This window comes from Bordetella tumulicola (assembly GCF_054779135.1).
The window spans coordinates 1415970-1440804 of record NZ_BAAGYU010000007.1; the positions used below are offsets into that span (position 1 = coordinate 1415970).

The window sequence follows — 24835 nt, forward strand, 5'->3', positions numbered from 1 at the left end:
TCAATCCACGCGAATATTCACGGACGACACCACCTTGGCCCACCGGTCAATTTCGCTCGCGATGAAATCCCGCAGCTCGGCCGGCGTACTCTGAGTCGGCATCGCGCCTTCTTTTTCAAAATGCGCGCGCAACGCGGGCGACGCCATCGCCTTATTGACCGCCGCATTCAGCGTCTCGACGACCGTCTGCGGCGTTCCTGTGGGCGCCATCAATGCATTCCAGGTATTGATATCAAAGCCCTTAAAGCCATCGAGCTCCCCCAACGCCGGCACATCGGGCAACTGGGATGAACGCTCAGGCGTCGTCACCGCCAATGCCGTTAGATTATTGGCCCTGACCTGCGAGATCGCGCCGGGCAACGTGGCAAAGCTGAACTGTGCCTCGCCCGACATCACCGCCGTATTCGCCATCGCCCCGCCCCGATAAGGCACATGGACCAAATCCAGATCGGCTTGCTGCGCAAACATCGCGCCCGCCAAATGCACAGGCGAACCGTTACCGCTTGACGAATAGTTCAGTTGACCCGGCTTGGATTTTGCCAACGCGACCAGATCATCGACGCTCTTGACCGACAACGTCGGGTTTGCAATCAACAACAGCGGAATCGATGCCACCATCGCGACAGGCTCAAACCCTTTTATCGGGTCGTAGCCCAGCGTTCGCTTGTACAAAGAGGGATTAATCCCATGGCTGGCGACGGTCGCCATAAACAACGTATAGCCATCAGGCGTAGAACCCTGTACATATGACGCGGCGATATTTCCCGCTGCGCCCGGCTTGTTTTCAATGATGACCGATTGCTTGAGTTCCTTGCCCAACTGCTCGCCCAGCACGCGGGCCAGGATATCGGTCGTGCCGCCCGCTGCATAACCCACCACAATGCGAATGGGCTGATCGGGATAGGCCGCCTGCGCCACCGGCAGCTGGGCGACCACGCCCGCCAACGCTATCGTCGCGATGGCGATCCCCTTTCTGGAAATTCCTCTCATGGTTGTCTCCGAATGTCTTTTTATGAATGTTGAACAGGTCTGACCGATAACGCGACAGCCTGGGGACTTACGTGCCGGTAAAATCTGGTTTACGTTTTTCGGCAAAAGCCTTGCGCCCCTCGCGATAGTCGTTACTCTCGAAGCACGCCATGACCAGTTGCTTCATCGCCTGCGTATCGACTTCCGCGCCTAATTGCTGCATCTGGCGAATCATTTTTTTGCCGGCAAACAGGGTCAGAGGAGCATTGACCGAGATCTGAGAGACATAGTCCTGAACCGACTGGTCCAGCTCGCTGGCCGGCGTCACGTGATGCAGCAAGCCGCGCGCTTGCGCCTCATCGGCGGTGTAGCGCGCCGCTGTCAGGAAAATCTCCAGTGCGCGCGCGGGGCCGACAACCGTCACCAGATTACGAATCGCGGTCATTCGATAACCCAAGCCCAGCTTGCCCGCCGGAATGGCAAAAGTGCTGTCGTCGGACGCGATACGCAGATCGCAACACAATGCAATATTCAGGCCACCGCCGATGCAGTATCCCTTGATACGCGCGATGGTGGGTTTGTCGTAATCGTAGAGCGCCAACTGCGCGGTTTCCGCGACCTTTTCGTAGGCCTGCACCGCCTCTTCGCCCGAGCGCAGCTTGTCGAACTGCGAAATATTGGCGCCACTCACAAACGCGCGTTCGCCGGCTCCCGTCAACACCACGACACGTATTTCGGGATCTTCCTTCAGGGCCTGCAAGGTTTGTGGAATCGCATCCCACATGTCGTAGGACACCGCATTGTGGCGTCCCGGGTCATTGAACGTAATCCAACCCGCCGCCCCGCGTTTTTCGACAATCAGATTTTCCGTGATGCGGCCTTGCAAAATGCGCTGCGTGCTCATGAGTGTTTTTCCCTGATCGATGATCTGCGCCCCATGTCACGCGACACTCGGCGAAAGAACGTTATAAAAACTATTCAGATTTCGTCGCGGCGTCTTGCAATAGCGCGCGCCGGCGTTGCATACCATTTGAAAGATGCTCACGCATCGCGGCGCGTGCAGCGTCACTGTCACGCGCCACGATCGCATCAAAAATGCGATGATGCTCCGCCTCGATCTGCGCCACGCGATCCGTGCCGGCGCTGGCGTACCGCAACGTGCGTACCGCATCACCAATGGCCCGGCCAAATAGCGACAGCAAACGAACAAAGTACGGATTATTCGTCGCCTGACAAACGACCATATGAAAATCCAGAGCGCGATCGGCACCATGGCGCCAATCCGCACCGGCCGCATCCACGCGCAACAAAGCCTGTCGCAACGTCTCCAACTGGGCCTCCGTGCGCTGCTGCGCCGCCAGTGCCGCCGCGCCCGCCTCGATCTCCACGCGCAATTGGTACACCTGCTCCAGGGCGTCGGCGTGGAGCAAATCGGCCGGCAAAATCTCGAAATTGTGCGGCCCCGGTTCCGACGCGACAAAACTTCCCACCCCGCGCTTGGTCTCGATATAGCCGGACAGTTTCAGGCGGGCAATCGCCTCGCGCACCACGTTACGGCTCACGCCGAACGATTGAGAAAGCTCCAGCTCAGTCGGCAAACGTTGGCCAGGTTCAAAAGCCTGGCTGACGATTTTTTGACGTATCTGCTGCGCAATCTCGTCGGGCAAGTTGTCGGGCCTGTTCAGGCTATCGAACAAAGCAGATTCAAATGCAGGTTTGGGATTGGCCATGACAGTCCTGGAAAAGCCGCGAGTCGAACGTCGCGTACGGGGGGCCTGATGGTGTCACACGGCACCCGCGGCGCGCAAACGATCGCACGCTGCCGCATCCAGACCTAGCCAGTTCAAAATTTCGTCCGAATGCGCCCCCGTTTCCGGGGCCGCGTGCACCGGCGGCCGTTCAACGCCGTCAAACACCACAGGTGGCGCCATGATGTCGATATCGCCGCGCTGCGGATGGGCCACCCGTCGCGTCATCGCCAGATGCCGCACCTGCTCGTTTTCGAACGCGGCGTCCATCGACAAGATCGGCCCGCACGGCACGCCGGCGGCATTCAGGCGCTCAATCCATTGCGCGCTCGTACCGGTCATCGTGCGTGCAATGATCTCCCGATTGAGATCAGCGCGATTCTCGACGCGCAGGCCCGCCGATGCGAAACGCGGATCGTCATTGATTTCCGGCATGCCCAGCACATCGCATAACCGCGCGAACATACTGGATCCCATGGCCGCGATGTTGATATAACCATCGGACGTTGGATACACGCCCGTGGGCGAACTAGTGGGATGATCATTGCCCGACTGGCCAGGCACCTCGCCATCGATCAACCAGCGCGTTGCCTGAAAATCCATCATCCAGACCTGGGCCTGCAATAGCGACGTATGCAACCACCGTCCCTGTCCCGTGCGCTCCCGATCCAGCAACGCCATCAGGATACCGATGGCGGCGAACAGGCCCGCACTCAGATCCGCAATGGGAATCCCGGCCCGCATCGGGCCCCGCCCCGCTTCCCCCGTCACCGACATCAGTCCGCTCAAGCCCTGGGCAATCTGATCCAGACCGGGTCGATCCGCATAGGGCCCGTCCTGGCCAAACCCCGAAATGCTGGCATAAACCAAACCCGGATTGATCTGACGCAGGGACTCATAATCAATACCCAGCTTGCGTTTGACCGACGGACGATAGTTTTCCACCACCACGTCCGCCCGCTTGACCAGTTCCAGGAAGATCGCCTTGCCCTCCGGGTGCTTCAGATTCAACGTCAGGCTGCGCTTATTGCGATGTGTATTCTGATAATCACTGAATTTCGCCGCGCCGCCCGGCTTGTCGTCCTTAACCTCGCTCGGCTCTTCGATCTTGATGACATTCGCCCCCCAGTCCGCAAACTGGCGCACCGCCGTCGGACCAGAACGAACGCGGGACAAATCAAGCACGGTAAAGCGATCCAGCGGGGCAAAAATCATGACTGTTGTCTCGATTGTTATTTGTAGGATGTTGGACATCCTACTTATATCGATCGTGGCTTTACATCATGGAAAACCCTAAATAACCACCGCCCGTCGGTATAAAACATCGACGGGCGGTGGCCATACCGGACGAACAAACAAAACCAAAACCTAACCGTGCCCGCCGAGATACGCCTCGGCCAACTCGTCATTTGCCGCGATCTCCTCTGCCGTGCCCTGCGCCACGACGCGACCACTTTCCATGACATAAGCGCGATCTGCCAACGCGAGCGCCAGGCCCGCCATTTGATCCACCAGCAAAATGGTCATGTTCTCGTCGCGCAGGCGATCCAGCGCCGCGAACAACTCGGCGATGATTTTCGGTGCCAGGCCCAGTGACGGCTCGTCCAGCAGCAGCACACGAGGACGACTCATCAGGCCGCGCGCGACGGCCAGCATTTGCTGCTCTCCCCCGGACAGCAGACCCGCACGCTGATGCAGTCGCTCGCGCAGTCGCGGAAAACGTTGCAGCATGGTTTCCACGCGGGCTTCGCGATCCGTGGGATCCAGAAACGCGCCCAGGCGAATGTTATCCAACACCGAAAGCTCCGGGAACACCTGTCGGCCTTCAGGCACCAGGACCAGACCCAGGCCGACAATATCCTCGGCGGCACGACCCTCCAATTGATGACCATCGATATGCATCGCGCCCGACTGACTATGATGCAAGCCGGCCAACGTACGCATCAAGGTCGACTTGCCGGCGCCATTGGCGCCTAGCAGCGCCACCATTTCACCGGCACGCACCTGCAGGCTAATGCCATGCAATACCGGCTCCGCACCATACCCCGCCACCAGACGATCAACCCCCAGCAATTCCGGACCGGGCGTGCGCGAGTGGTCCGATTCGCTCACGCGGGCATCGAGCGACTCGCCCAGATAGGCCTGCTTGACCGCCGGATCATTTTGTACCTCGGCAGGCGTTCCCACCGCCAAACGCTTGCCCGCGTCCAGCACCACCAATTGATCCGAAATCGACATCACCAGGGCCATGTCATGCTCGACCAAGGCAACGCCCACGCCCGACTCCGCAATGCGGCGCAACAGCGCGGCGAGTTGATCTTTGTCTTCGCGTGACAAACCTGCCGCGGGTTCGTCCAGCAGCAGCACATCGGGATCCGTGGCCAGCGCACGCGCGATTTCGACCAAGCGACGATCCACGTGCGCCAGCGCGGCCGCGCTGATCTGAGACGAGCCCTGATACCCACAAAAGGCCAAGAGCGCCCGCGCGCGCTGACGAGCCGCATCCCCGCGAAAACGACGCGCGGCAAACAAGCCCCCCAATCGGCCTCGGCTCATCGCCAGCGCCACGTTGTCCTCGACACTGAGCGTGCCGAATAATTGCGAGGTCTGATAAGTGCGTGCAACACCCTTGCGGGCAATACGAAACGCGGACAAGCCCGTCAGCGCATCATTCCCGAGTATCACCTTGCCGTCCGACGGACGATAAAAACCACTCAACATATTCAATGCCGTGGTCTTGCCCGCGCCGTTCGGGCCGATCAAACTCGTCACGGCACCATTGGGTACCCGCATCTCCAGTTCACTGACGGCACGCACGCCGCCAAAGGTGATCCCCAAATCGTGTGCGGCCAACACCGCTCGCGCACGCCGTGGCAAGGTCAGCGAACCCTGAACGGCCTTCTCGCGCACGGGTTCGATCGACGTCTGAAATTTGCCGTAAACCTGCCGCCACAATCCGACCAAACCATCGGGTGCGACCCATAGCACCAACAGCAACATCGCCCCAAAAAATAGCAGACGATAGCTTTCCAGCGAAGCGAGCAACTCGGGCAATACCCCGACGATCAAAGCGCCAACAAGCGGTCCCGCGATCGTACCTGCACCGCCGACAATCACCACGAGGACGAACAAGATCGACTGCATGAAGCTGAAGGTCTCGGCGGTCACAAAGCTGGACAACGGCGCAAACAACCCGCCCGCCAGACCTGCCGTGGCTGCCGACAAGGTAAACGCAATCACCTTGATCACCAGCGGATTCAATCCGATCGACTGCGCGGCGGTCTCGCTATCGTTGACGGCCCGCATCGCCGCCCCCCATGTCCCTCGCGACAAGAGGTGATATCCGATCAGCAGCACCACCACCGCCGCCACCGCCAATACCGTCACGGTTTGCTCCGGTCCCCAACTGGCTACCAGCAGCGGCGGCATGATGCCCATGATGCCGCTTTGCCCACCGGTCAGATCGGACATCTCTACAATGGCGTGCTGCACGATGAAGCTGAATGCAATGGTGACCATTGCCAGATAAGGTCCCTTGACCCGCAACGCGGGCAACGCCAGCACCGTCCCCAGCGCCGCCGCCAACACGGTGCCCGCCGCCCACGCCGACCAGAAATCCCAACCCGCCTTGGTCGTCAAGATCGCGACGGTATACGCACCAACGGCATAAAATCCCACATGCCCGAAAGACACTTGGCCGGTCAGCCCCAACAACACATTCAGGCCGATACCCACGATCGCAATCAAGGCAATATTGGCCAGCACGAACACGTAGTAACTATTGAGCGTAAACGCCAACATCAGCGTCAGCGCCGCAATCACCGCCCCCACCGCAAGAGATTTGAGTTTCATACCTTCTTGACCTCGGCCCGACCAAACAATCCATTGGGCCTGACGGCCAACACCACAATCACCAGTGCGAACGTAATAATCTGCGTATGCCCCGAACCCAGCGTGACGGTGATAAGCGCCTCGGCCATACCGAAAATCAGACCGGCGAACATCACGCCCCAGGCACTGGAAATCCCCCCCAAGATCGCGACTGCAAACGCCTTGAGGCCAAACAACGTACCCATATCGGCATTCACGTTAAACAGCGGTGCGATCAAGATGCCCGCCACGCCGGCAAACAACGTGGACAGCGCAAAGGCCCCCGCCACGGCACGCTTGATCGGAATCCCCATCAAGCGCGCCGCGTCACGGTTTTGCACCACGGCCAACAGCGCCGTGCCCCAGCGGGTACGCCGAGCCACCCCATGCAAGGCGGCCGCCAGCGCAAATCCAATAAACGGGATCAGCAATTGCAGCGGATAAACACCAAAACCCAGTCCAGCCACGTCAATGGGTGCCACGGCCAGGGGCGAAGGCAGGCTGCGCGGTTCCTTGCCAAAGGTATGCATCACCACGTTATCCAGCACAATGCCCAAGGCGACGGTAGACATCAGCCATGCGTTGGATCCGCGCGACGCAAACGGCCTGACCGCCAGAAACTCCACCAGCAGGCCATATAGCGCGCAGCACAGCAACGCCAGCACGATCGCGGGTGCCATGCCCCACCCTAGTGTCTGAGCAAAGGTAAAACACAGCACCGCCCCCAACATCATGGAGCTGCCCTGCGCAAAATTGACGGTTCCCGAAACCGAATAGGTCAGATGAAAACCCAGTGCCATCAGACCGTACATACTGCCCAGGCCCAGGCCACTGATTAGCGCCGCGACTAACTGCATTGCATGCTCCGCTAATGGCCTTAGTTCGCCTGCCCGACGGGCAGAATGCGGTTATCAATGAACTGTGCCCAGACATAGTCCTGCGCCGTCAGCGCGTCATGCACGTCAGGCGAGAACGGTTGCCGGTATTGCTTGATCAATCCGTCGTAGTGGCCGATCTTGTAAAAACCGTCGCGGATCGCCTCACCGTCGGTCGAGCCCGCCTGCTGAATCGCCAACGCGGTCAATTGCATCGCGTCATAGGCGTTCGCCACGCCAACGGCCGGGGTGATGTCCTCGGGTCCCTTGATATTGGGATATTTGGCCTTGAGCGCGGCCACGACCTTCTCACCCACGGGCGACTGTTTGCCAAAGAAGCTATAGGTCTGCACAAAATGCACGTCTTTGGCATTGGGACCTGCCAACTCCGTAAAGCGACCACCCGCGGGGCCCCAATGCGATACGACAGGCACCTTCCAGCCCATGCGGTCCAGCGACTTCACGACCTGGGCCGATGGGCCCACGTTGCCCACCATCAACAAGGTGTCAGCACCGGCGGCCCTCAGACGTGTCAACTGCGGTACCACGTCTACGTCACTACCCTCGAACTTCTCGCTGCCCACCGGCTTGATCCCCTTTGCGTCCAGCGCGGCAACCAGGCCCTTTTGGTTGGACTCGCCCCAGGGATTATTCACCATGATGAGGCCAAACTTCGCGCTATTGAAGGTCTTTTGCGCGTAGTCCACCATGCCGACATCGACGATCTCATCGACCGCCGATACGCGGAATACATAATTGGATTTGGCGCCGTTCTTCGTGATCGGCGTGCCCGCGGCCCAGGGACCGATGAATGGCATCTTGGCCTGATTGACCAGCGGGACAATCGCCAGCGAGACCGGTGTATCCAGCCCGCCAAAAATCGCCGCCACTTTTTCTTTGTAGATCAATTCACGCGCGGCGACCACGCCCTTGGCCGGGTTCGCCTCGTCGTCACGGCGCACCAGCTCCAGCTTGCGTCCCCCGAGCAAGCCACCCTGTGCATTGATTTCGTCGATCGCGATGATCATCCCTCGCGTGATGGCTTCCCCAGCTAGAGCCGACTGCCCGGACAACGCAGTAATCAAGCCGATCTTGATCGGCTCGGCGGCCTGAGCGCTTGCGCCCAATCCCACACAAAACAAAGCAAGGGAAGAGCAAACAAAAGTGCGACGAGAAAAGCGAGACATGGGGTGCTCCCAAAAGTGGTCGATGGCAAAGGCGCGAAAGCCGCCCTGCCCTCCACTCAAGCAAAACCCATGCCAATTAAAAATTTTGTTGCCATCCTGGCATGGTGTTTGCTTGTTCTCGTATGAGTTTTTGTCGTCAATCTCTGGGGTTCTATTGACGACAATCCAATGAATTCGTCAGGACAATAAGGCGTGGATGCCTATCGCATCACGCCTCGATGTCCATCACGATTTCAGTTTCTATGCACCACATCGGCGCAATCCGTGGGAGAAAACGATGCACGACGCACCAAACCCGAACATGCCCGTCAGCACGACTGACCCCGGCGCCCTGGTCGACGCCTACTTGATCACGCTCATGAAACCGGACCCCGACGGCGCGCGTCGCTATGTCAGTCCCGACCTGCGTATTCGTTTCACGGGTGGACGCGCCATGCGCGACCCCTCGGAGTGCACCGCCTTTAACAAGGCGCGCTATGCATGGGTAAAGAAGCGTTTTGAATCCACTGACGTCGTGGCCGGCGCCACCGACACACATGCCGTGGTCTACAACCGCGGCACGTTGTATGGAGAATGGCTCGACGGGACTCCTTTCGAAGGCAATCGCTACGTCGACCGCTATGTCGTCAACCATGGCCTGATCACAGAAATGGACGTCTGGAACGACAGCGCCGAATGGATGTTGGTCCGGGCAGGGCTCGCCACACAATGACGCGCCCAACACCACTGTCAATGCACACCCAGCGGTGAACACCGCGATACACAGATCCTCCTACTCACGATGAACAGCGTATCAACGACAGATACCCCATTCGGACCGCTCAACAGTCATGATCGCTTCGACTATTCCCCGATCCACGGCCGACCTGACTATGACTGGCCACAAGGCGCCCGATTAGCCGTCTATCTGGGATTCAATCTGGAACACTTCGCATTCGGCAGTGGCATGGGCGCGAAACTGGGAGCCAGTTTTGGTGAGCCCGATGTGCTGAACTATAGCTGGCGAGAGTACGGCAATCGTGTCGGCGCCTGGCGCTGCCTGGCGTTATTTGACAGCCTGCGCCTGCCCGCCGGGATCGTAGCCAATACGGCGATCCTCGATCACTGCCCCGAACTCATCCAGGCGTGCATCGCGCGCGGCGATGAACTGATCGCGCACGGGCACACCAACGCCGAACAGCAAGGCGCCTACTCCGAGGCCGTGGAACACGCGCTGCTGCGCCACTGCGCCGAACGCTTTGAACGCGTCGCCGGCGTACGCCCCGGCGGCTGGTTATCCCCCTGGATTGCCGAATCGCGCCTCACCTCGGATCTGCTCGCCGAAACCGGCTACCGCTATACCCTGAACTGGTGCCACGATGACCAGCCTACCCCACTACGCACCCGCAATGGATCCCCCCTCTGGTCAGTGCCCTACCCCCAGGAAGTCAACGACATCCCCATGATGGTGGCGCGCCACATGGATGCCAAGGACTTTGCCCAACTGATCATCGACAACTTTGATGAAATGCTTGAGCAATCGCGCCATCAGCCGCTCGTCATGGGCATTGCGTTGCACCCTTATCTCGTCGGACAGCCTTATCGCTTGCGGCATCTGCGCCGCGCCCTGGCCCACATCGCCGAGCACCGCGATCGCGGCGAGGTCTGGTTCACCACACCGGGTGCGATCTGCGCCCATGTCGATACGCTTAAATCAGGAATCACAAATGACAGCCGCTCCCGTTGAACTCGCCGTTTTGCCTTTTGAAGATACCGTCGGTGCCTGGGTACCGCATGGGCGCTTCGTCGTCCCACCTTCCGGTAACGGTCCGTTGGACGGCCTGAACTTTGCCGCCAAAGATCTGTTCGATGTGGCGGGCCAACGCACGGGCGCGGGCAATCCCGCCTGGCTCGATACCCACGACCCAGCCACCGAGCATTGCCCGCTCGTCGCCCAACTGCTGGCGGCTGGCGCACAGTTGTACGGCAAGACTGTGACCGACGAACTCGCCTACAGCATCCACGGCGAGAACATCCACTATGGCGCCCCACTCAACACTCGTGCTCCAGACCGCGTCACCGGCGGATCATCCAGCGGGTCTGCGGCCGCGGTCGCCGCCGGTCTGGTCGATTTCGCGCTGGGCACGGATACAGGCGGATCAACCCGCGTGCCCGGCAGCTACTGCGGATTGTGGGGCCTGCGTACCACGCACGGACGCCTCAGCGCCAAAGGGGTTGTTCCCCTTTCTCCGATGTTTGACACCATGACCTGGTTGGCCGCACACGCATCGGTATTCAAACGCGTCGGCCAGACTTTGCTGGCCGGCGCCGACACCCGCGCCTGGCGTGGCGCCGTCGTGCTGACCGATGCCTGCGCCCAGGCAGACACGGTATTCGCCCCGCTCATCGACAAGGTCGCTGACGCCCTGAAAGGCCGCTTTTCTCTGCCTGTCAGTCACACACTCTCGTCGGACACGCCCCTGGAAATCTGGCGGCAAACCTATATCACCCTGTCCGCCTACGATGCCTGGCAAACACATAAAGACTGGATCACCGGTACGCGCCCTGCCTTTAGCCCCGCCATCGAGGGGCGCTGGCAAGCCGCCGCCCGGATCAGCACGCACACGGCGCAGAAAGCGCAGGCCACGCAGGCCAGCCTGCGCCACCAAATTCGCGCGCTCCTGGGTGAGGATCGCATTGCCATCCTGCCCTCCGCCTCCAGCGCCGCGATTGCGCGTACGGCGGCGCCCAACACCGTCGACACGATCCGCACCAATACCTTTCGCATCACGTCGATCGCCGGCCTTGCAGGGCTACCGCAGGTCAACATCCCCTTCATCGATGTCAACGGTTTGCCCGCCGGCGTATCGCTGCTAGGTCCCGCCGGCAGCGACCTGGCGCTCATCAGCCTGGCCACCGAAATCGGTGTGCAACTCGGCGCCGTTGGCACCCAAGTCGAGTGAATTTTTTGAAACGAATCAAACGATGAAAAAACATTCGGACGACACCGAGACACGTATCTACCAAGCCGTCGTCAGCGGTGTCATGGGCCAGCGCCTGCGTCCCGGCACCAAGCTGCCGGAAGCTGCACTGTGCGAGCTCTTCGGCGTAGGTCGCAGCATCGTGCAAAAGGCCCTTCATCGCCTCGCTCACGACCACGTCGTCGAACTGCGGCCCAACCGCGGCGCGATCGTCGCCATGCCCACCCGCGAAGAAATCGGCAAGCTCTTCGAAGCCCGCCGCGCGCTAGAGGCCTCCATCCTGCCACTCGTGACCCAATGGGCCACGCCAGCCGACTACGCGTTACTGCGCCGCCAATTGCGCGACGAGCACCGTGCCATGCACGACGTGCCGCAAACCGAATGGGCGCGCCTGGCTAGCGATTTTCATTTAAAACTGGGCGAGCTGTCACGCAACCCGCTCCTGGCGCGCTATCTAATGGAGGTCATCTCTCGCTGTTCACTCGTCGTGGCGATCTTTCAGCCGCCGGGCAACGCGCACTGCGAACACGACGAACACGTGCGTGTGGTGGACTATCTAGAGCAAGGAAAGATCGCACAAGCAGTGGTCGAAATGGATCACCACCTGCGAGAACTGGAGTCACATATTCAATTGGTGGAGGATCAGACGGAACTGAGTTTGGCGGATATGTTGGGGATGACTTGAAGGCGATCTGCCGCTAGCCCCTATCTGATCTGACGACAGATTCGAGCGGTGACGACGTTTATGCCGACGCGTACTCAACAGCAGACCTGCAAGCCCCTCAAAACATTTAAGGACCATTCTGGGCAGCACACGCCCCTCGCGACAACCCCCAGGCATGAAAACTGCGGCACGCCGTTGGCCCTGCCGGCGAGCGGGAATTCCTTCATTCCATTGCAGCGAGGAAGGCACCAATGAAAGAGGCGGAACGCAAACGCATCGGAAAAATTGTCGTCACCTGGATCAGCGCAATTTTGTTACTGACCGCTTTGGCACTGGTCATGCGTTGGCTGAACGGTTGACCCGTCAGGCACGCTACGTGCGTGGGCCAGACGACCACCGACTTCACAAGGTCCGCCCATGCCGACGCTGTCCGCACCCGAGTCCGATTCCCATGCTGATCTAGTCGTTGCCTACCCGCGACGGTTGGGCGCTTCCGCACACGAAATCGCCAGTCATCATGCATTAGCCAGCAAATTGGCCAATTTACTGGGGTGTGCATGCGCCGTGGACTATGAGCCTGACCAACAGTCTCACCGTCGCGCTGACGAGAAAATCTACTATGTACCGAATACGACGCTAAGCAGTTCAGCCGCAGCCCGGCTTTCCATTCATAGCGAAGCGGACTTGTATGGCGGGGTCGTGCCCTACGAATTCGTCGCCACCAAAGCCATCACGCACCCTATGTTGAACGAAGCGCATGCGTCCCCACCCGCAGGCTGGTCCCCCCAGATGGGCGCGCGATTGAAGGATGCCGTACTGGCCGGATACACCGTATTTTCAATCGAGGACGCCCTGCATGCCGGTGCCCTGCTGCTACGCAGCGGAGCAGCGCGCATCAAACCGGTGCAGGCCACGGCAGGCCGCGGTCAGGTGAAAGTAACTGACGAAGCCGGGCTACGCGAGGCGTTGCGTGCGCAAGACGAGCTCGAGACGGCCCAGTTCGGACTGGTACTGGAAGAGCATCTGGACGATGTCGTCACGTACAGCGTCGGCACCGTACGCTTGCCCGGCATGTCTGCCAGTTACGTCGGCACGCAGCAACTGACCCGCGATAATCAAGGCACTGCGGTCTATGGTGGCTCGGACATGCTGTTCGTACGTGGCGGTTTCGATGCCCTATCGGCACAGCATTGGCCCGCCCCGCTACAGCACGCTATCGAACTCGCGCGACGCTATGATGCGGTCGTACAGGAATGCTATCCAGACTTCTTCGCCTCGCGTCGCAACTATGATGTCGCCGAAGGCCTGGGCGCGGCGGGTGAGTGTCGGCGTGGTGTGCTGGAGCAGTCGTGGCGGGCCGGTGGCGCGAGCATGGCAGAAGCCTGCGCGCTCGAGGTGTTCAGTCACGACCCTGACCGTCAGCGAGTCCGCGCGCGCACGACCGAAAGCTACGGCGACGATGACTCAAGACCCCCCGAAGCCAGTATCGTCTATGACGATGATGATCCCCATGTAGGCCGCATCAGCAAATCAGCCGGAGTCGTATCGCATGGCGACACATAGCGAGCCCATTTCCATCGAAGTAGAGGGCGTGGACTTGTCCGGCACCTTCTTGTCGCCAGAGACCAAGATCCCCGGCGTGCTGTTCATCCATGGCTGGGGCGGCAGCCAAAAGTTCGACTTGGTGCGCGCTCGCAACATTGCCGGCCTGGGCTGCATCTGCCTGACCTTCGACTTGCGTGGCCATGCCGCCACGGAGTCTCAGCGCTCGCGCGTGTCGCGCAGCGACAACTTGCGCGACGTCGTGGCAGCCTACGACCAGTTATTGCGCCATCCTTCGATAGATAGTGAAGAGATAGCGGTCGTGGGTAGCAGTTATGGTGGTTATCTGGCGACCATCTTATCGACCATGCGTCCTGTGAGATGGCTGGCCTTGCACGTGCCGGCGCTCTATCGCGACGAGGAATGGGATCTCCCGAAAGGCTCGCTCAGCCGAGACAGCCTGGCGGCGTACCGCCTGACACAAGTGACGCCGGACCAGAATCGCGCGCTGGCCGCGTGCGAAGCTTTTACAGGGGATGTGTTAATCGTGGAATCCCAGCATGACACCTTCATTCCGCATTCGACCATCATGAATTACCGCTCCGCCTTTCTCCGCGCCCATTCGCTGACCCATCGCATCGTCGACGGTGCCGATCATGCATTGACCGACAAGGTAGCCCAGCGGGCCTATACCTCGATTCTGCTGAACTGGGCCACCGAAATGATTGTCGGCGCTCGGGTAGGCGGCGAGGCGGCCGATCATTAAGGGTCGGCCAATCCCGCCAAACTATTCAGATCGGAAGCAACCCGTGACCCCGCCCCCGCGAGACACCGGCCTGATTTACGTCGATGATGGACGCCCAGGCTTTACGCGTAAGCGCATGCCGTCGGGAAAGTTTCGTTATCTGGATCTTCGGGGCAAGCCCATCGTGGATTCCGATGTCATCCAGCGCATTGATGCATTGGCGATTCCGCCCGCCTATACAGAGGTATGGATCTGCCCCTCGGCCAACGGCCACCTGCAAGCCACGGGACGCGATGCGCGTGGTCGCAAGCAATATCGCTACCATTCGGACTGGGTGGCCGTGCGCGACGCCGGCAAGTACGATCAATTACTTGATTTTGCGGCCAGCCTGCCACGCATCCGCCGTCGAGTGATGCGTGATATGCATCTGCAGGCGCTATCACAGGACAAAGTACTGGCCGTATTGGTGCGCCTGCTGGAAATTACACTGATCCGTATCGGCACCCGCGAATATGCCCGCGCCAACCATTCCTATGGACTGACCACGCTAAAACGCCGCCACACCGCCGTGACCGGCGGGCGGCTGCGGCTGCGCTTCACGGGCAAAAGCGGCGTGGCGCACGACGTTACCGTCAATGACGCCCGCATTGCCCGCATCGTGAAGCGTTGCATGGACCTGCCTGGTCAACAGCTGTTCCATTACCGCGACGCCGAGGGGCAGCCCCGGCCGATCGATTCAGACATGGTCAATACGTATTTGAAAACCGCCGGCGGCGGGGGCTTTACCGCCAAGCACTACCGCACGTGGGCGGGTTCAGTACAGGCCTTCGCTCTGCTGCAGGATCAGCCGGCTGCCGATGAGGCACAAGCAAAACGCACGCTGGTTCAAGTGGTAAAGCAAGTCGCGGAACGCCTGAGTAATACGCCGGCGGTTTGCCGGAAGTGCTACATCCATCCAGCGATTCTAGAAACTTATCTGCGAGGCGCGCTGCCGGCTCGTACGCCGGCGCCGACGACGCCCCGTGGCCTGAATGCCGACGAACGACGTTTGTGGCATTTTCTGCGCGGTTATCAGCCCGATCGACCGTAGCCCGGCGCTACAACAAATGCGAGCGCGCATTCTTGGCATGCGGCTTGGGTTTGGCGCCGTCAGCCCAATTGGACTCATCCTGATTGTCGCGTACGGGCCGACTGTCTTTGGCGGCTTCATTGGGTGTGCGGGCATCGGGGACGGCAGGTTGGCGCGGCACGTCGACCACATCACGCGGCGGAAGTATTTTGCCGTCAGCAGACGATTCAGGACGAACAGTCTTGCGGGGTGTACCTGGCCGGGCGGACGATTCAGAAGACGTGCCCTGAGCAGGCTTTCGAACGTTTCCCATGAAGATCTCTCCGTATCAAGGGGTGCCGGGATGGGCGGCCTGAGGCTCGGACTGCGGCTCGCGCTGTGGTGGAGTCAGCGGGTCGAAGTCCTGCCACTTGCCGTTCATCCAGCGCCCGTTGGCGCGTTCTACATCGGTGCCACCCGCCTCACGCAACAGGGCAACGGCACGGGATTCTTGGTCGGGCCGAATGTGCAACGCCAGCAACACACCGGCCTGGCGTACTTCGGGGTGACTGACGCGCTCGGTATTCCCCCGGCGTTGGCGGCGCCCTTTGCCAACCGCCCACAGGGCACCGGCCAGCGCGCCGATATAGGCGCCCACCCCGCCCGCCGCCGTCACGACGATCGCCGAAGGATCGAATTGCAAGACGATAATGCCGCAAATCACCGCGAATAAGATGCCTAGCACTGCGGCGCCGATCACCGCAGCGACGGACCCCCCATGCGAATCAGGATCCGCCGTACGATCGCCGCCGATGGGATACCGCGCATGCTCTCCCGCGATGCCGACATAAAACGTATGGATATCCTCGTCGCGAAAGCCCGAGTCGTAGAGGTTCTGCGCTGCGGCCTCGGCTTGCTCGAAAGTCTGGAATCGCGCGGCAACAATCAATGACATCATGGCCTCCTGCTAGCGAACATTGGCGTTGCGCATAGGTACGCAATTCTCGTGCCTGAGGCAGATTAGCGCCGTTAATGGGTATATCTACCCACGCAGACGCCTGCCGTACCACCACCCACCGCGACGCCACGCCTGTCCGGTTGCGGCGAACTCGTTGCCGCGTCCCTCACTCCGCATCGAGGGACCAATAGCACTCCGGTGCCGCGTCGTCGCCATGCCCTGGCGTCAGCCCCAGAGGCTCCAGCTGGCTGGCATAGGCGGCGACCGCTCGGGTTTTACGCCCGCCGTCGTAGGGCGGACCCGCTTTGGGCGTGACCTGGATGTGCTGCGCCCGTAAATCGGCCAAACGCTGCTGTACTAATCCGGGCTTGCGGCGATACAACGCTTCTTCATAGGCCAGCCAGGTGTTATGCATGGCCTGCCGAAACAGCCGCCATACTGTCAAGGCCGCGTCCGACACCCGCAGATGATCTGCATGAAACAACCCCAACGGCATCAGTACCACAGTGGGCCGCAACGTGGTCAGCGCCGTGGCCAACATGCCGGTAATCCGGCCGGTCTCGCGGGATGCGCCTTCGTATTGACTATCCAGTAAACCCAAGCCCAATCCACGTGCCCCCAGAATTTCCATGGCGGTACGATTTTCCTCATGGCGAGCCATGACCGCCTGATCAGCGCGTTCGAATCCGCAACGTCGGTCCCAATCCGGCAACGGCACAGTACTGGGCGGTACGCCTGAATACACCGTCAAGACCGTGCTGCCCGGGTACGTCGCCAGCCAGGCGCCGCAACTCAGTACGGCGTCGTCAAAATGCGGTGATATCACCACGGTGTTGCCCTGCAAGTCCATCCGCAACTCCGTTCAGTGACTGACAACGGCCGCGGCATCCCGAACAACGTCTGACGGATGCCGACGAAAATACTCGATCGTGCGCAATAAACCGGTGTGCAATAACGTAGAAGGCTGCCAGTTCAAGCGATCACGGGCCAAAGTGATATCGGGACAGCGCTGCATGGGATCATCCTCCGGGAGGTCGCAAAGTTGCATGGGCACTTGTGTCTCGGTCAGCTTGCACACCAGCTCGGCCATGCGCAAGACCGTGATCTCGCACGGATTGCCCAGATTGACGGGCTGGCTCAAGTCGGCGGGACTTTCCATCAAGCGAACCAGACCGTCCACGAGGTCGTCCACGTAGCAGAATGATCGAGTCTGGCTTCCATCACCGTATATCGTCAGCGGGCGGCCGGTCAATGCCTGGACAATAAAATTTGAAACGACGCGACCATCGTCGGCAGCCATGCGTGGCCCATAGGTATTGAAAATACGCGCGATTTTGACGGTCACGCCGCGACGATGGCCGTATTCGGTAAACAGTGTCTCGGCACAACGCTTACCTTCGTCGTAGCACGAACGCGGGCCGACCGCGTTCACGTGCCCCCAATAGGCTTCGCGCTGCGGATGTTCTAGTGGGTCGCCATAAACCTCACTGGTCGACGCTTGCAAGATACGCGCTCCGGTGCGGGCCGCCAGTTCCAATAATTGGGTAGCACCCTCAACACACGTGCGCAGCGTGGCCACAGGGTCGGCTTGATAATGTACAGGCGAAGCCGGGCATGCCAGGTTATAAATGTGATCAACCTGAATGTCGTCCGGCAGCGGCAGCGCGATATCCTGACGCAATATGGTCAGATTGGGATGTGCAGTCAACTCGGCCAGGTTCTCGCTGCGTCCCGTATGAAAGTTGTCTACGCAGACGACTTCTGCGCCCTGCAACAACAAGCGCTGGCACAAATGCGACCCCAGGAATCCGGCCCCGCCGGCGACAAGCGCTCGCGACGCGTTGTTTATGTTGTCTTTCATGATGTCTCCGTCAACGTCGTAAACACCCGGTTCCAGTCGGCTACAAAGCGACTGATCGAAAATCGCCGCAATGCCGTACGCCGACCGGCCCGGCCCCATTCGCGCGCGAGTTCAGGATCTTGCAACAACTGCCGCAAGACTTCGTGCAACCGCTGCGGCCGGCTATCCACGTAACCGTCCCGGCCACTGGTAATGACGCAGGGCAATTCGGTGGCCGCAAAGCCCACCACCGGCAACCCGCAAAGCATCGCCTCGACCAGCGACAAGCCCAGGCTGGCATAGCGCACGGGGCTAAAGAAGCAGCGATAGCGCGCCATGAACGCGGCCACTTCCATGTTGGGAATTTCACCTAGTCCTCCGGCGTCTTCCGAGCCCATGCCAATCAAGTCCATGGGCACCTGCGCCGCTGCCTCGGTGTAAAGGTCTGCGCCGACGCGGCGGCCCCGCCGCATGAGATGATTGACCACAACAATGCCACGCGCCAGATCGCCGCGATATAGCAGGCCCGGATCTGGCAAACCGTGTTCAACCACGCGTTGAGGCATGCCGCCCGCGTCCCACATGACGGCGTTGTACGGCGTCACGTGCACCAGCAGACCCCGTTCGTGCCGAAACTCATGGACCGTCTCTGCGGCCAGCAGTGCAGGAGGATTGTGTTCGATATAGACACAAGGCAGCCGCCGCTGCACCTGCGACAACAACATGGCGGCATCAGCAAGATTCTCGCTTGACTGGTACACCACCAAATCGATATCCAGGTCGCGTATCTGTTCGGCCGGCACACCGTGCACATTCGTTCCCCAAGGAATTTTGGTGCCCAACGCGCCATAACCGGGTTTCCCGTCAACGGTCTGGGGCACATAGAAATCATGGGGCGCCTGCGTCAGCGAATACAGATAATTTCCATGGACGTGCCACACCAGAATACGCAATCTCTCGAAGTCATCAGGATGCGACATGATGAAGCTCCTGGAGTTGACGTCGCACTCGACCCAACACTGCGTCGGCCGAGACGCCGAGCGCACACGGATGCCCGATCGGACATACTGCGTGACTGCAGGGCCGGCATGGCACATTGACGGAGATGACAGTATGGCGACGGCTATCCAGCGGCGCCCAGCGTCGTACGTCGCTGCCGGACGCGATCACGACGCTGGGGGTGCGCATGGCGGCCGCCACGTGCGACATGCCGGTATCGTTGCAGACCACCAGACGGCATCGGCCCACCAGCGCCGCCAGTTCGCCTAACGTCGTTCGGCCACACAGGTTTGCCACTCGTGTGCCGCAATCGCGCGCCACCAAGGCGACCAGTTCGGCTTCTTCGTCGGTACCGGTCAGCGCCACCTGCCAGCCCTGCACCACCACGGCGGCAGCGACCTGTGCAAACCGCGTCAGAGGCCATCGTCGTGAGGGCAGCCGAGCCCCCACGTGCAGCAACACGGTACGTTGCGGATTCAGGCCCTGCTCGGCAATCAGGGCGTCCGCTGCCGCCTGTTCGCATGACGATAGCGGCAATTCCAGCGTGGAATCGAAGGCCGAGATACCCAAATAACGCAACAACGCCAGGTACCGTAATGGTTCGGGCATCCGGTCGGGCCACACCATGCGGCTACCGGGCACCGATTCAGCCCGGGTCGGCACAAAGCCCGCCCATTGACGCGCTCCCAGGCAGCGTGCGATTTCATTCGAATGCTTGCCACTGCCATGAAGTTGCAACGCCACATCGAAACGACGGGCGTGCGCCTCTCGATAGAATGCCGGCAAGGCCCGTTCACGATGGGTCTGCTCGGGAAAATCCGCCGTGCCGGGAAATTCCAACAGTTCATCGACATAACGGTCAAAGCGTTGCACGAATTCGCGGGCGTTCGGCAAACCAATCAGCGTAATATGCGCGGTCGGAAAGGCCTGTCTCAGCGCACGCAGAGCCGGTACGGCGCACAGCATGTCTCCCAATTGCAGCGCGCGAAATACGGCGATGCGGGCTGGCTGGCCCAAGAATCCGGTCGGCACATTCATCGGGGCTTCTCCAGCAGATACGAGCCGATCACCAACGCATCCAATGGCGACGTCCAAAAGCATTCCACCGCGTCGCGCGGCGAGCAGACCACGGGCTCGCCTCGTGTGTTGAATGAGGTATTGACCAACACCGGCACGCCGGTACGACGTTCGAAAGCCGCCAACAAATCGTGATAGCGCGCATTCTGGTCGCGTCTCACTGTCTGTACCCGGGCGGTACCGTCGATGTGTCGCACCGCGGGGATTTGCGTTGCGCGCTGCGGCAAGACGTCATAGACGAACAGCATGAACGGCGCGCACAGCGGCTGTTCACCGCGCGCATCAAACCACTGTGCGGCTTGCTCTTCCAGCACCACCGGGGCCACGGGCCGAAAGTCTTCGCGGTCTTTCAGGCCATTGAGACGGGCCTGCATGCCACTATCGAGCGGTGACGCCAGAATCGATCTCGCTCCCAGCGCGCGCGGTCCGAACTCCATGCGCCCCTGAAACCAGCCCAGAATTTTCTCTTGGACGAGTAGTTCCGCCGCCTCTTCGGCGACGTTATCCAGCTTCCGGAAAGCCAGCCGCGACCGGTAGAGAAAGCGTTCGATCTCGTCGTCATCATAGGCAGGTCCGAGATAGGCATGCTCCATCGTCCAACGACGCTCTCCCCCGCGTTGCTGATAATCGACGTACAACGCGGCGCCCAGCGACGTGCCCGAATCGCCCGCGGCCGGCTGCACCCACACGCTATCGAACGGACCATCGCGGCTCAGACGTGCGTTCATGACGCAGTTCAGGGCCACCCCGCCCGCCATCGACAAGTTGCGGGCGCCGGTTTCGCGATGCAGCCAGTTGGCCATGTGCATCGCCGTCTCTTCCAGCACATATTGCAACGAGCTTGCCAGGTTCTTGTGATGCGTCTCGAACGGTGCGCCGCGCTGGCGTGGCGGACCAAAGCGCTCTTCTAGCCGGGCGGGCTCCAGATGATAGCCACCCTGATCGTCCAGCTGCACAATGTCGCGCATCTGTCGCTGGTATTCAGGCTGGCCAAATGAAGCCAGCGCCATCACCTTGTACTCGTCAGAGGAATGCAGAAAGCCCAGGTAGCGAGTGATGTCTTCGTATAAGAGCCCCAGCGAATGCGGCAGTTCGATCTGCTTAAGGCGCGTATATTTTCCCGCACTGAACACGCCATAGCTGGTGCTGGCGCGCTCACCGCGGCCATCCAGGGTCAGCACGGCCGATTCGTCGCAGGGTGCGGCCAGAAAAGCGCTGGCTTCGTGACTGAGGTGATGGTCCAGGAATATCCAGCGCGACAGAACATGATCGAGCGTCAAGCCTTCGAAGCGCGCCTTCAGATGGTGAGGCACGCCGTCCATCAACTGGCGCGGCGCATTCAATACGTAGGCGGTGAACAGCGGATCCCAGGGCGAGCCCTCGTGCGGGCGTGCCGGCGCGCTCGAGGGCTCTAGCGGCAACACGATTTGACCGCCCGTCTGCGGAGGATCCGGGAGTAGCGCAGGATTGAATGCATAGACGATGTGGTCGACGTCGCGCAACGCGATACGCCCTTCGGCTAGACAATAATCAATGGCGTGATAGGGCAATTGCCAGGTCGAGAAAGGTACGGGCCGCTTGCCATGCTTGATACGTGTAAAACGCTCTTCCTCGGCCGCCGCCAGCACAATTCCATCGCGAACCAGCGTGGCAGAACAATCATGAAAAGCGGCATTGATTCCCAATGTGTACATGGTGAGTCCTCTCGTCTGTGCTATAGCCGTCGGACGGCCACGCGTGCCTGTTTGCCCGCCCCGTCGTTCGCGCGTCAGTCATGCCATCTCTCGGCCCACGTCTTGCATCGCCCATGCAACATGACGCGCGGCCTGTTCCAAGTTCGCTGCATGCACGTCGGGGTGGCGCCAATGGCCCGGCCGCCACTCCGTCTCGTTGCCGACATCCAGCAATACGGTGTGGCAACCCGCGCGATTGCCGGCCTCCACGTCGTCCAGAATGTCTCCGATGAACCATGAGCGCCCCAGGTTTATCTCGTGCTCCCGCGCTGCCCGCAGCAGCAGCCCAGACTGCGGTTTGCGGCATGTGCAAACGCTGGCGTAGGCGGTCATGCGACCCTGGGGATGATGGGGACACCAATAAAAATCCGCCAGGCGTGCGCCCGCGGCCTCAAACATGCTGGCCAGACGCTCCCGCACACCCGTCAGTTCCTGGAGATCAAAATAGCCCAGCGCTACACCCGGCTGGTTGCTGATCACGATCAGCGGCACATTCAACGCGGCCAGCAGGCGCAGTCCTTCCCGGGCACCGGACGCATAAACCATCCGTGCGGGATCGACGTTGTACGGCTCGTCGGCCAGCACCGTACCGTCTTTATCCAGGAATATCGCCGGGATCAAGGCCATGAGGTTTCCTTCATGGGCAGCACCATAACCTCCGGCACCACGGTCTCGTCCGGCTGGGTCAGCACAAAACGCACCGCGCGCGCTACGTTTTCCGGATCTTGCAGGCAACTCGTGTCGATGTCCGGAAAACGATCCAACAGAAAGGGGGTACGCATGCCACCGGCGATGACGGCACTGACTTTCAAGCCCATGCCGCGCAGTTCCGCGTGCAGCGCGTGCGATAGCCCCATCAGGCCCCACTTCGACGCATGGTAGGCACTCGCGTTGGGCCAGGCACGCCGCGCTGCCGTCGAGGCGATATTCACGATATGGCCATGCGGCGCCAGCCTGTTCTTCGCCAGCTTGGCCATCAGGAACGGCCCCGTCAGATTGGTGCGCAGCACGCGCTCCCAGGCGGCGACGTCCAGTTCGTCAATAGACGCGGTGACGTCAACGCCTGCGTTGTTAACGACGGCATCCAGTTTTCCATAACGTTGGATGGCCAAGTCCAGGGCGGCGGCAACCTGTTCCTGGTCACCGACATCCATCGTTGCCGCGCAAGCCGTTGCGCCACCCTCGGTGAGGCGATGCGCGTTTTCGTGGGCGCGGGCTTCGTTCAGGTCGGCTATCACGATGCTGGCGCCCTCGGCAGCCAGCATGTTGCAAATCGCCGCGCCCAAGCCGCTCGCGCCCCCCGTCACCAGTACCACACGTCCGTCCAGCGTTTCGCTTTCCCTCATCATTTTCTCCGTATGACTGCGCAAAGCGCGGACGCGGCGCGCCCGCACTACTTGAAAAATCCGCGGGCGCCCTACCAGTACGGAGGCTGATCGTAGTACTCGTAAACTTCTTGGGCCCATTGCCTCTCGCCCATGCTGGGCCAGTGGTCTTTATCGAAACCGGTGGCATTCTTCAGTCGATCTTTGGCGACGTCGAGAACGAAGCATTTTCGGTCCGTATCGAGCACCAACGCAGTCCACGGAACCGCATACAGCTTGTCGCCCACACCCAGCACGCCACCGTGCGACAGCACGGCATATGCAATACGCCCGTGCGGAACGTCCAGCATGATGTCCTGGATGGTGCCGAGTTTTTCATTGGCCGGGTTGTATACGTCGTTTCCGGTCAGCGTATCCGCTGCCATGACTTCCGGTCCAGGTCCGTCAGCGGTGGCCCTACCCTTGCCTATGATGCGGGCCTGGTCGCCCGCGCGCTGACCGATGGTGTCATTACTCATGATAAGTCTCCGTCAAAAATGGGATGGAATATTCGTCATTCCATCCGCGTCATACCGGGGTGGGTAATGCCGGCTATCCGAATATGGTTCTGGATGTCATTGACGCCAAGACAATCGTCCGCGCAATCCTCGACAGCGTGTTTGATGCCGCGGTTCGGCACTGTGCCTTCCAGTGTGACGGTGCCGTCGCTGACCGCAACCGAGACATCGCTGACATCCAGGCCGCTGTGGCTCAGCCGCTCACACACATCTTCGCGTACTCGTTCGTCCGACCGTACGTAGCCTTTCGGGGTGATGCGCTGCGATTTATGTACGGCATCCTGGTGCGAACCGTATCGGGAATCCGTAGCGCTATTCCACCGACGCTGCGCATGTCCCGGCATGTCGTCGTCACTCATATCGTCGCCATAACGCAGTTGCTGGCGCTGCCAGCGCGGGTCTTCACCATAAAAACCGCCATAACTGCTTTGGCCTGGATCGGCGCTGCGGCTACGCAGTTCCTCGAACTGCCCGGCCTCTCGCGTTCCGGGATACTGACCACCCTGTTCGTACGGTGCGCCCCGGCGATTAGGCCGGCCGCCCACCGGTTCGGCGGGCCGTTCGCCATACCGCCGACCATACGAAGGCTCTTCGCCGCCCCATCGGCCGCTCTGGCTGGTTTGATGCTCGCGGCGATAGCGGTACGCATCATCGCGCTCTTCGTCCCATTGGTCCGGCCGACGACCAACATCGTCGGCGTAGTAATGCCGTGGGGGCCGATTTAAATGTTGCATAGTG

General features: G+C 60.6%; 25 protein-coding genes. 7 read left to right on the top strand and 18 right to left on the bottom strand.

From position 1 onward, the window contains the following. The 7 genes from ACYVDM_RS14830 to ACYVDM_RS14860 all read right to left on the bottom strand — a co-directional run bounded on the left by ACYVDM_RS14830 (position 1) and on the right by ACYVDM_RS14860 (position 8649). Entirely contained in the window at positions 1–990 is a 990-nt protein-coding gene (locus ACYVDM_RS14830; RefSeq protein WP_415792916.1) for a Bug family tripartite tricarboxylate transporter substrate binding protein, read from the bottom strand. A gap of 67 nt (positions 991–1057) precedes the next feature. Beyond that, entirely contained in the window at positions 1058–1873 is an 816-nt protein-coding gene (locus ACYVDM_RS14835) for an enoyl-CoA hydratase (RefSeq protein WP_415792918.1), read from the bottom strand. Between the two features lie 70 nt (positions 1874–1943). Then, on the bottom strand, positions 1944–2699 hold the full coding sequence (locus ACYVDM_RS14840) for a FadR/GntR family transcriptional regulator (RefSeq protein WP_415792919.1): 756 nt from the start codon (positions 2697–2699) through the stop codon (positions 1944–1946). A 54-nt stretch (positions 2700–2753) separates the two neighbouring features. Next, the gene (locus ACYVDM_RS14845; RefSeq protein ID WP_415792920.1) at positions 2754–3932 is read right to left on the bottom strand and encodes a CaiB/BaiF CoA transferase family protein; all 1179 of its coding nucleotides are present in this window, start codon (positions 3930–3932) and stop codon (positions 2754–2756) included. Positions 3933–4085: 153 nt separating this feature from the next. Then, positions 4086–6569 (bottom strand): branched-chain amino acid ABC transporter ATP-binding protein/permease, encoded by a 2484-nt coding sequence (locus tag ACYVDM_RS14850; protein ID WP_415792921.1) that lies wholly within the window; start codon positions 6567–6569, stop codon positions 4086–4088. After that, positions 6566–7444, bottom strand: a complete 879-nt coding sequence (locus tag ACYVDM_RS14855; protein ID WP_415792922.1) for a branched-chain amino acid ABC transporter permease — start codon at positions 7442–7444, stop codon at positions 6566–6568. Before ACYVDM_RS14855 ends, ACYVDM_RS14850 begins: the two co-directional genes overlap by 4 nt. A gap of 20 nt (positions 7445–7464) precedes the next feature. Continuing rightward, positions 7465–8649, bottom strand: coding sequence for an ABC transporter substrate-binding protein (locus tag ACYVDM_RS14860; protein ID WP_415792923.1), 1185 nt, complete (start codon positions 8647–8649; stop codon positions 7465–7467). A 277-nt stretch (positions 8650–8926) separates the two neighbouring features. On the opposite strand from ACYVDM_RS14860, the gene ACYVDM_RS14865 reads away from it, so the two are divergent. The 7 genes from ACYVDM_RS14865 to ACYVDM_RS14895 all read left to right on the top strand — a co-directional run bounded on the left by ACYVDM_RS14865 (position 8927) and on the right by ACYVDM_RS14895 (position 15650). Further along, a complete protein-coding gene (locus tag ACYVDM_RS14865; RefSeq protein ID WP_415792924.1) occupies positions 8927–9361 on the top strand; it encodes a nuclear transport factor 2-like protein in 435 nt (144 codons plus the stop codon). A gap of 69 nt (positions 9362–9430) precedes the next feature. After that, positions 9431–10375, top strand: coding sequence for a polysaccharide deacetylase family protein (locus ACYVDM_RS14870; RefSeq protein WP_415792925.1), 945 nt, complete (start codon positions 9431–9433; stop codon positions 10373–10375). Then, positions 10356–11591, top strand: coding sequence for an amidase (locus ACYVDM_RS14875; protein ID WP_415792926.1), 1236 nt, complete (start codon positions 10356–10358; stop codon positions 11589–11591). Before ACYVDM_RS14870 ends, ACYVDM_RS14875 begins: the two co-directional genes overlap by 20 nt. Positions 11592–11613: 22 nt before the next feature. Continuing rightward, positions 11614–12294 (top strand): GntR family transcriptional regulator, encoded by a 681-nt coding sequence (locus tag ACYVDM_RS14880; RefSeq protein ID WP_415792927.1) that lies wholly within the window; start codon positions 11614–11616, stop codon positions 12292–12294. A 396-nt stretch (positions 12295–12690) separates the two neighbouring features. Further along, positions 12691–13836 carry a DUF3182 family protein gene (locus ACYVDM_RS14885; RefSeq protein ID WP_415792928.1) on the top strand — a complete coding sequence of 382 codons (1146 nt, stop codon included), beginning with the start codon at positions 12691–12693 and terminating at the stop codon, positions 13834–13836. Continuing rightward, a complete protein-coding gene (locus tag ACYVDM_RS14890) occupies positions 13823–14581 on the top strand; it encodes an alpha/beta hydrolase family protein (RefSeq protein ID WP_415792929.1) in 759 nt (252 codons plus the stop codon). Before ACYVDM_RS14885 ends, ACYVDM_RS14890 begins: the two co-directional genes overlap by 14 nt. A gap of 43 nt (positions 14582–14624) precedes the next feature. Then, complete coding sequence (locus ACYVDM_RS14895; RefSeq protein ID WP_415792930.1) at positions 14625–15650, top strand: DNA topoisomerase IB; 1026 nt, start codon at positions 14625–14627, stop codon at positions 15648–15650. A 7-nt stretch (positions 15651–15657) separates the two neighbouring features. Here ACYVDM_RS14895 and ACYVDM_RS14900 read toward each other — a convergent pair whose 3' ends face one another. From ACYVDM_RS14900 to ACYVDM_RS14950, 11 genes are all read right to left on the bottom strand, one after another. Continuing rightward, the gene (locus ACYVDM_RS14900; protein WP_415792931.1) at positions 15658–15942 is read right to left on the bottom strand and encodes a hypothetical protein; all 285 of its coding nucleotides are present in this window, start codon (positions 15940–15942) and stop codon (positions 15658–15660) included. A gap of 15 nt (positions 15943–15957) precedes the next feature. After that, entirely contained in the window at positions 15958–16563 is a 606-nt protein-coding gene (locus ACYVDM_RS14905) for a hypothetical protein (RefSeq protein WP_415792989.1), read from the bottom strand. Between the two features lie 169 nt (positions 16564–16732). Beyond that, positions 16733–17416, bottom strand: a complete 684-nt coding sequence (locus ACYVDM_RS14910; RefSeq protein ID WP_415792932.1) for a PIG-L deacetylase family protein — start codon at positions 17414–17416, stop codon at positions 16733–16735. 12 nt (positions 17417–17428) lie between these two features. Beyond that, positions 17429–18427, bottom strand: a complete 999-nt coding sequence (locus ACYVDM_RS14915) for a UDP-glucuronic acid decarboxylase family protein (protein WP_415792933.1) — start codon at positions 18425–18427, stop codon at positions 17429–17431. Next, complete coding sequence (locus tag ACYVDM_RS14920) at positions 18424–19386, bottom strand: glycosyltransferase (protein ID WP_415792934.1); 963 nt, start codon at positions 19384–19386, stop codon at positions 18424–18426. The genes ACYVDM_RS14915 and ACYVDM_RS14920 overlap by 4 nt, the downstream gene beginning before the upstream one ends. Further along, positions 19373–20443, bottom strand: a complete 1071-nt coding sequence (locus tag ACYVDM_RS14925) for a glycosyltransferase family 9 protein (RefSeq protein ID WP_415792935.1) — start codon at positions 20441–20443, stop codon at positions 19373–19375. Before ACYVDM_RS14925 ends, ACYVDM_RS14920 begins: the two co-directional genes overlap by 14 nt. Then, a complete protein-coding gene (locus tag ACYVDM_RS14930) occupies positions 20440–22176 on the bottom strand; it encodes a carbamoyltransferase family protein (protein WP_415792936.1) in 1737 nt (578 codons plus the stop codon). The genes ACYVDM_RS14925 and ACYVDM_RS14930 overlap by 4 nt, the downstream gene beginning before the upstream one ends. A gap of 78 nt (positions 22177–22254) precedes the next feature. Next, positions 22255–22842: a D-glycero-alpha-D-manno-heptose-1,7-bisphosphate 7-phosphatase gene (locus ACYVDM_RS14935; protein WP_415792937.1), complete on the bottom strand. Its 588-nt coding sequence runs from the start codon at positions 22840–22842 to the stop codon at positions 22255–22257. Continuing rightward, a complete protein-coding gene (locus tag ACYVDM_RS14940; protein WP_415792990.1) occupies positions 22833–23561 on the bottom strand; it encodes an SDR family oxidoreductase in 729 nt (242 codons plus the stop codon). The genes ACYVDM_RS14935 and ACYVDM_RS14940 overlap by 10 nt, the downstream gene beginning before the upstream one ends. Positions 23562–23632: 71 nt before the next feature. Next, on the bottom strand, positions 23633–24058 hold the full coding sequence (locus ACYVDM_RS14945) for a PRC-barrel domain-containing protein (protein WP_415792938.1): 426 nt from the start codon (positions 24056–24058) through the stop codon (positions 23633–23635). Between the two features lie 35 nt (positions 24059–24093). Continuing rightward, on the bottom strand, positions 24094–24831 hold the full coding sequence (locus ACYVDM_RS14950; protein WP_415792939.1) for a BON domain-containing protein: 738 nt from the start codon (positions 24829–24831) through the stop codon (positions 24094–24096). Positions 24832–24835 lie beyond the last annotated feature (4 nt).

Coding starts and splice junctions, on each gene's coding strand:
- ACYVDM_RS14830 (WP_415792916.1), bottom strand. CDS start 990: ATGAGAGGAATTTCCAGAAAGGGGATCGCCATCGCGACGATAGCGTTG.
- ACYVDM_RS14835 (WP_415792918.1), bottom strand. CDS start 1,873: ATGAGCACGCAGCGCATTTTGCAAGGCCGCATCACGGAAAATCTGATT.
- ACYVDM_RS14840 (WP_415792919.1), bottom strand. CDS start 2,699: ATGGCCAATCCCAAACCTGCATTTGAATCTGCTTTGTTCGATAGCCTG.
- ACYVDM_RS14845 (WP_415792920.1), bottom strand. CDS start 3,932: ATGATTTTTGCCCCGCTGGATCGCTTTACCGTGCTTGATTTGTCCCGC.
- ACYVDM_RS14850 (WP_415792921.1), bottom strand. CDS start 6,569: ATGAAACTCAAATCTCTTGCGGTGGGGGCGGTGATTGCGGCGCTGACG.
- ACYVDM_RS14855 (WP_415792922.1), bottom strand. CDS start 7,444: ATGCAGTTAGTCGCGGCGCTAATCAGTGGCCTGGGCCTGGGCAGTATG.
- ACYVDM_RS14860 (WP_415792923.1), bottom strand. CDS start 8,649: ATGTCTCGCTTTTCTCGTCGCACTTTTGTTTGCTCTTCCCTTGCTTTG.
- ACYVDM_RS14865 (WP_415792924.1), top strand. CDS start 8,927: ATGCACGACGCACCAAACCCGAACATGCCCGTCAGCACGACTGACCCC.
- ACYVDM_RS14870 (WP_415792925.1), top strand. CDS start 9,431: ATGAACAGCGTATCAACGACAGATACCCCATTCGGACCGCTCAACAGT.
- ACYVDM_RS14875 (WP_415792926.1), top strand. CDS start 10,356: ATGACAGCCGCTCCCGTTGAACTCGCCGTTTTGCCTTTTGAAGATACC.
- ACYVDM_RS14880 (WP_415792927.1), top strand. CDS start 11,614: ATGAAAAAACATTCGGACGACACCGAGACACGTATCTACCAAGCCGTC.
- ACYVDM_RS14885 (WP_415792928.1), top strand. CDS start 12,691: ATGCCGACGCTGTCCGCACCCGAGTCCGATTCCCATGCTGATCTAGTC.
- ACYVDM_RS14890 (WP_415792929.1), top strand. CDS start 13,823: ATGGCGACACATAGCGAGCCCATTTCCATCGAAGTAGAGGGCGTGGAC.
- ACYVDM_RS14900 (WP_415792931.1), bottom strand. CDS start 15,942: ATGGGAAACGTTCGAAAGCCTGCTCAGGGCACGTCTTCTGAATCGTCC.
- ACYVDM_RS14905 (WP_415792989.1), bottom strand. CDS start 16,563: ATGTCATTGATTGTTGCCGCGCGATTCCAGACTTTCGAGCAAGCCGAG.
- ACYVDM_RS14910 (WP_415792932.1), bottom strand. CDS start 17,416: ATGGACTTGCAGGGCAACACCGTGGTGATATCACCGCATTTTGACGAC.
- ACYVDM_RS14915 (WP_415792933.1), bottom strand. CDS start 18,427: ATGAAAGACAACATAAACAACGCGTCGCGAGCGCTTGTCGCCGGCGGG.
- ACYVDM_RS14920 (WP_415792934.1), bottom strand. CDS start 19,386: ATGTCGCATCCTGATGACTTCGAGAGATTGCGTATTCTGGTGTGGCAC.
- ACYVDM_RS14925 (WP_415792935.1), bottom strand. CDS start 20,443: ATGAATGTGCCGACCGGATTCTTGGGCCAGCCAGCCCGCATCGCCGTA.
- ACYVDM_RS14930 (WP_415792936.1), bottom strand. CDS start 22,176: ATGTACACATTGGGAATCAATGCCGCTTTTCATGATTGTTCTGCCACG.
- ACYVDM_RS14935 (WP_415792937.1), bottom strand. CDS start 22,842: ATGGCCTTGATCCCGGCGATATTCCTGGATAAAGACGGTACGGTGCTG.
- ACYVDM_RS14940 (WP_415792990.1), bottom strand. CDS start 23,561: ATGAGGGAAAGCGAAACGCTGGACGGACGTGTGGTACTGGTGACGGGG.
- ACYVDM_RS14945 (WP_415792938.1), bottom strand. CDS start 24,058: ATGAGTAATGACACCATCGGTCAGCGCGCGGGCGACCAGGCCCGCATC.
- ACYVDM_RS14950 (WP_415792939.1), bottom strand. CDS start 24,831: ATGCAACATTTAAATCGGCCCCCACGGCATTACTACGCCGACGATGTT.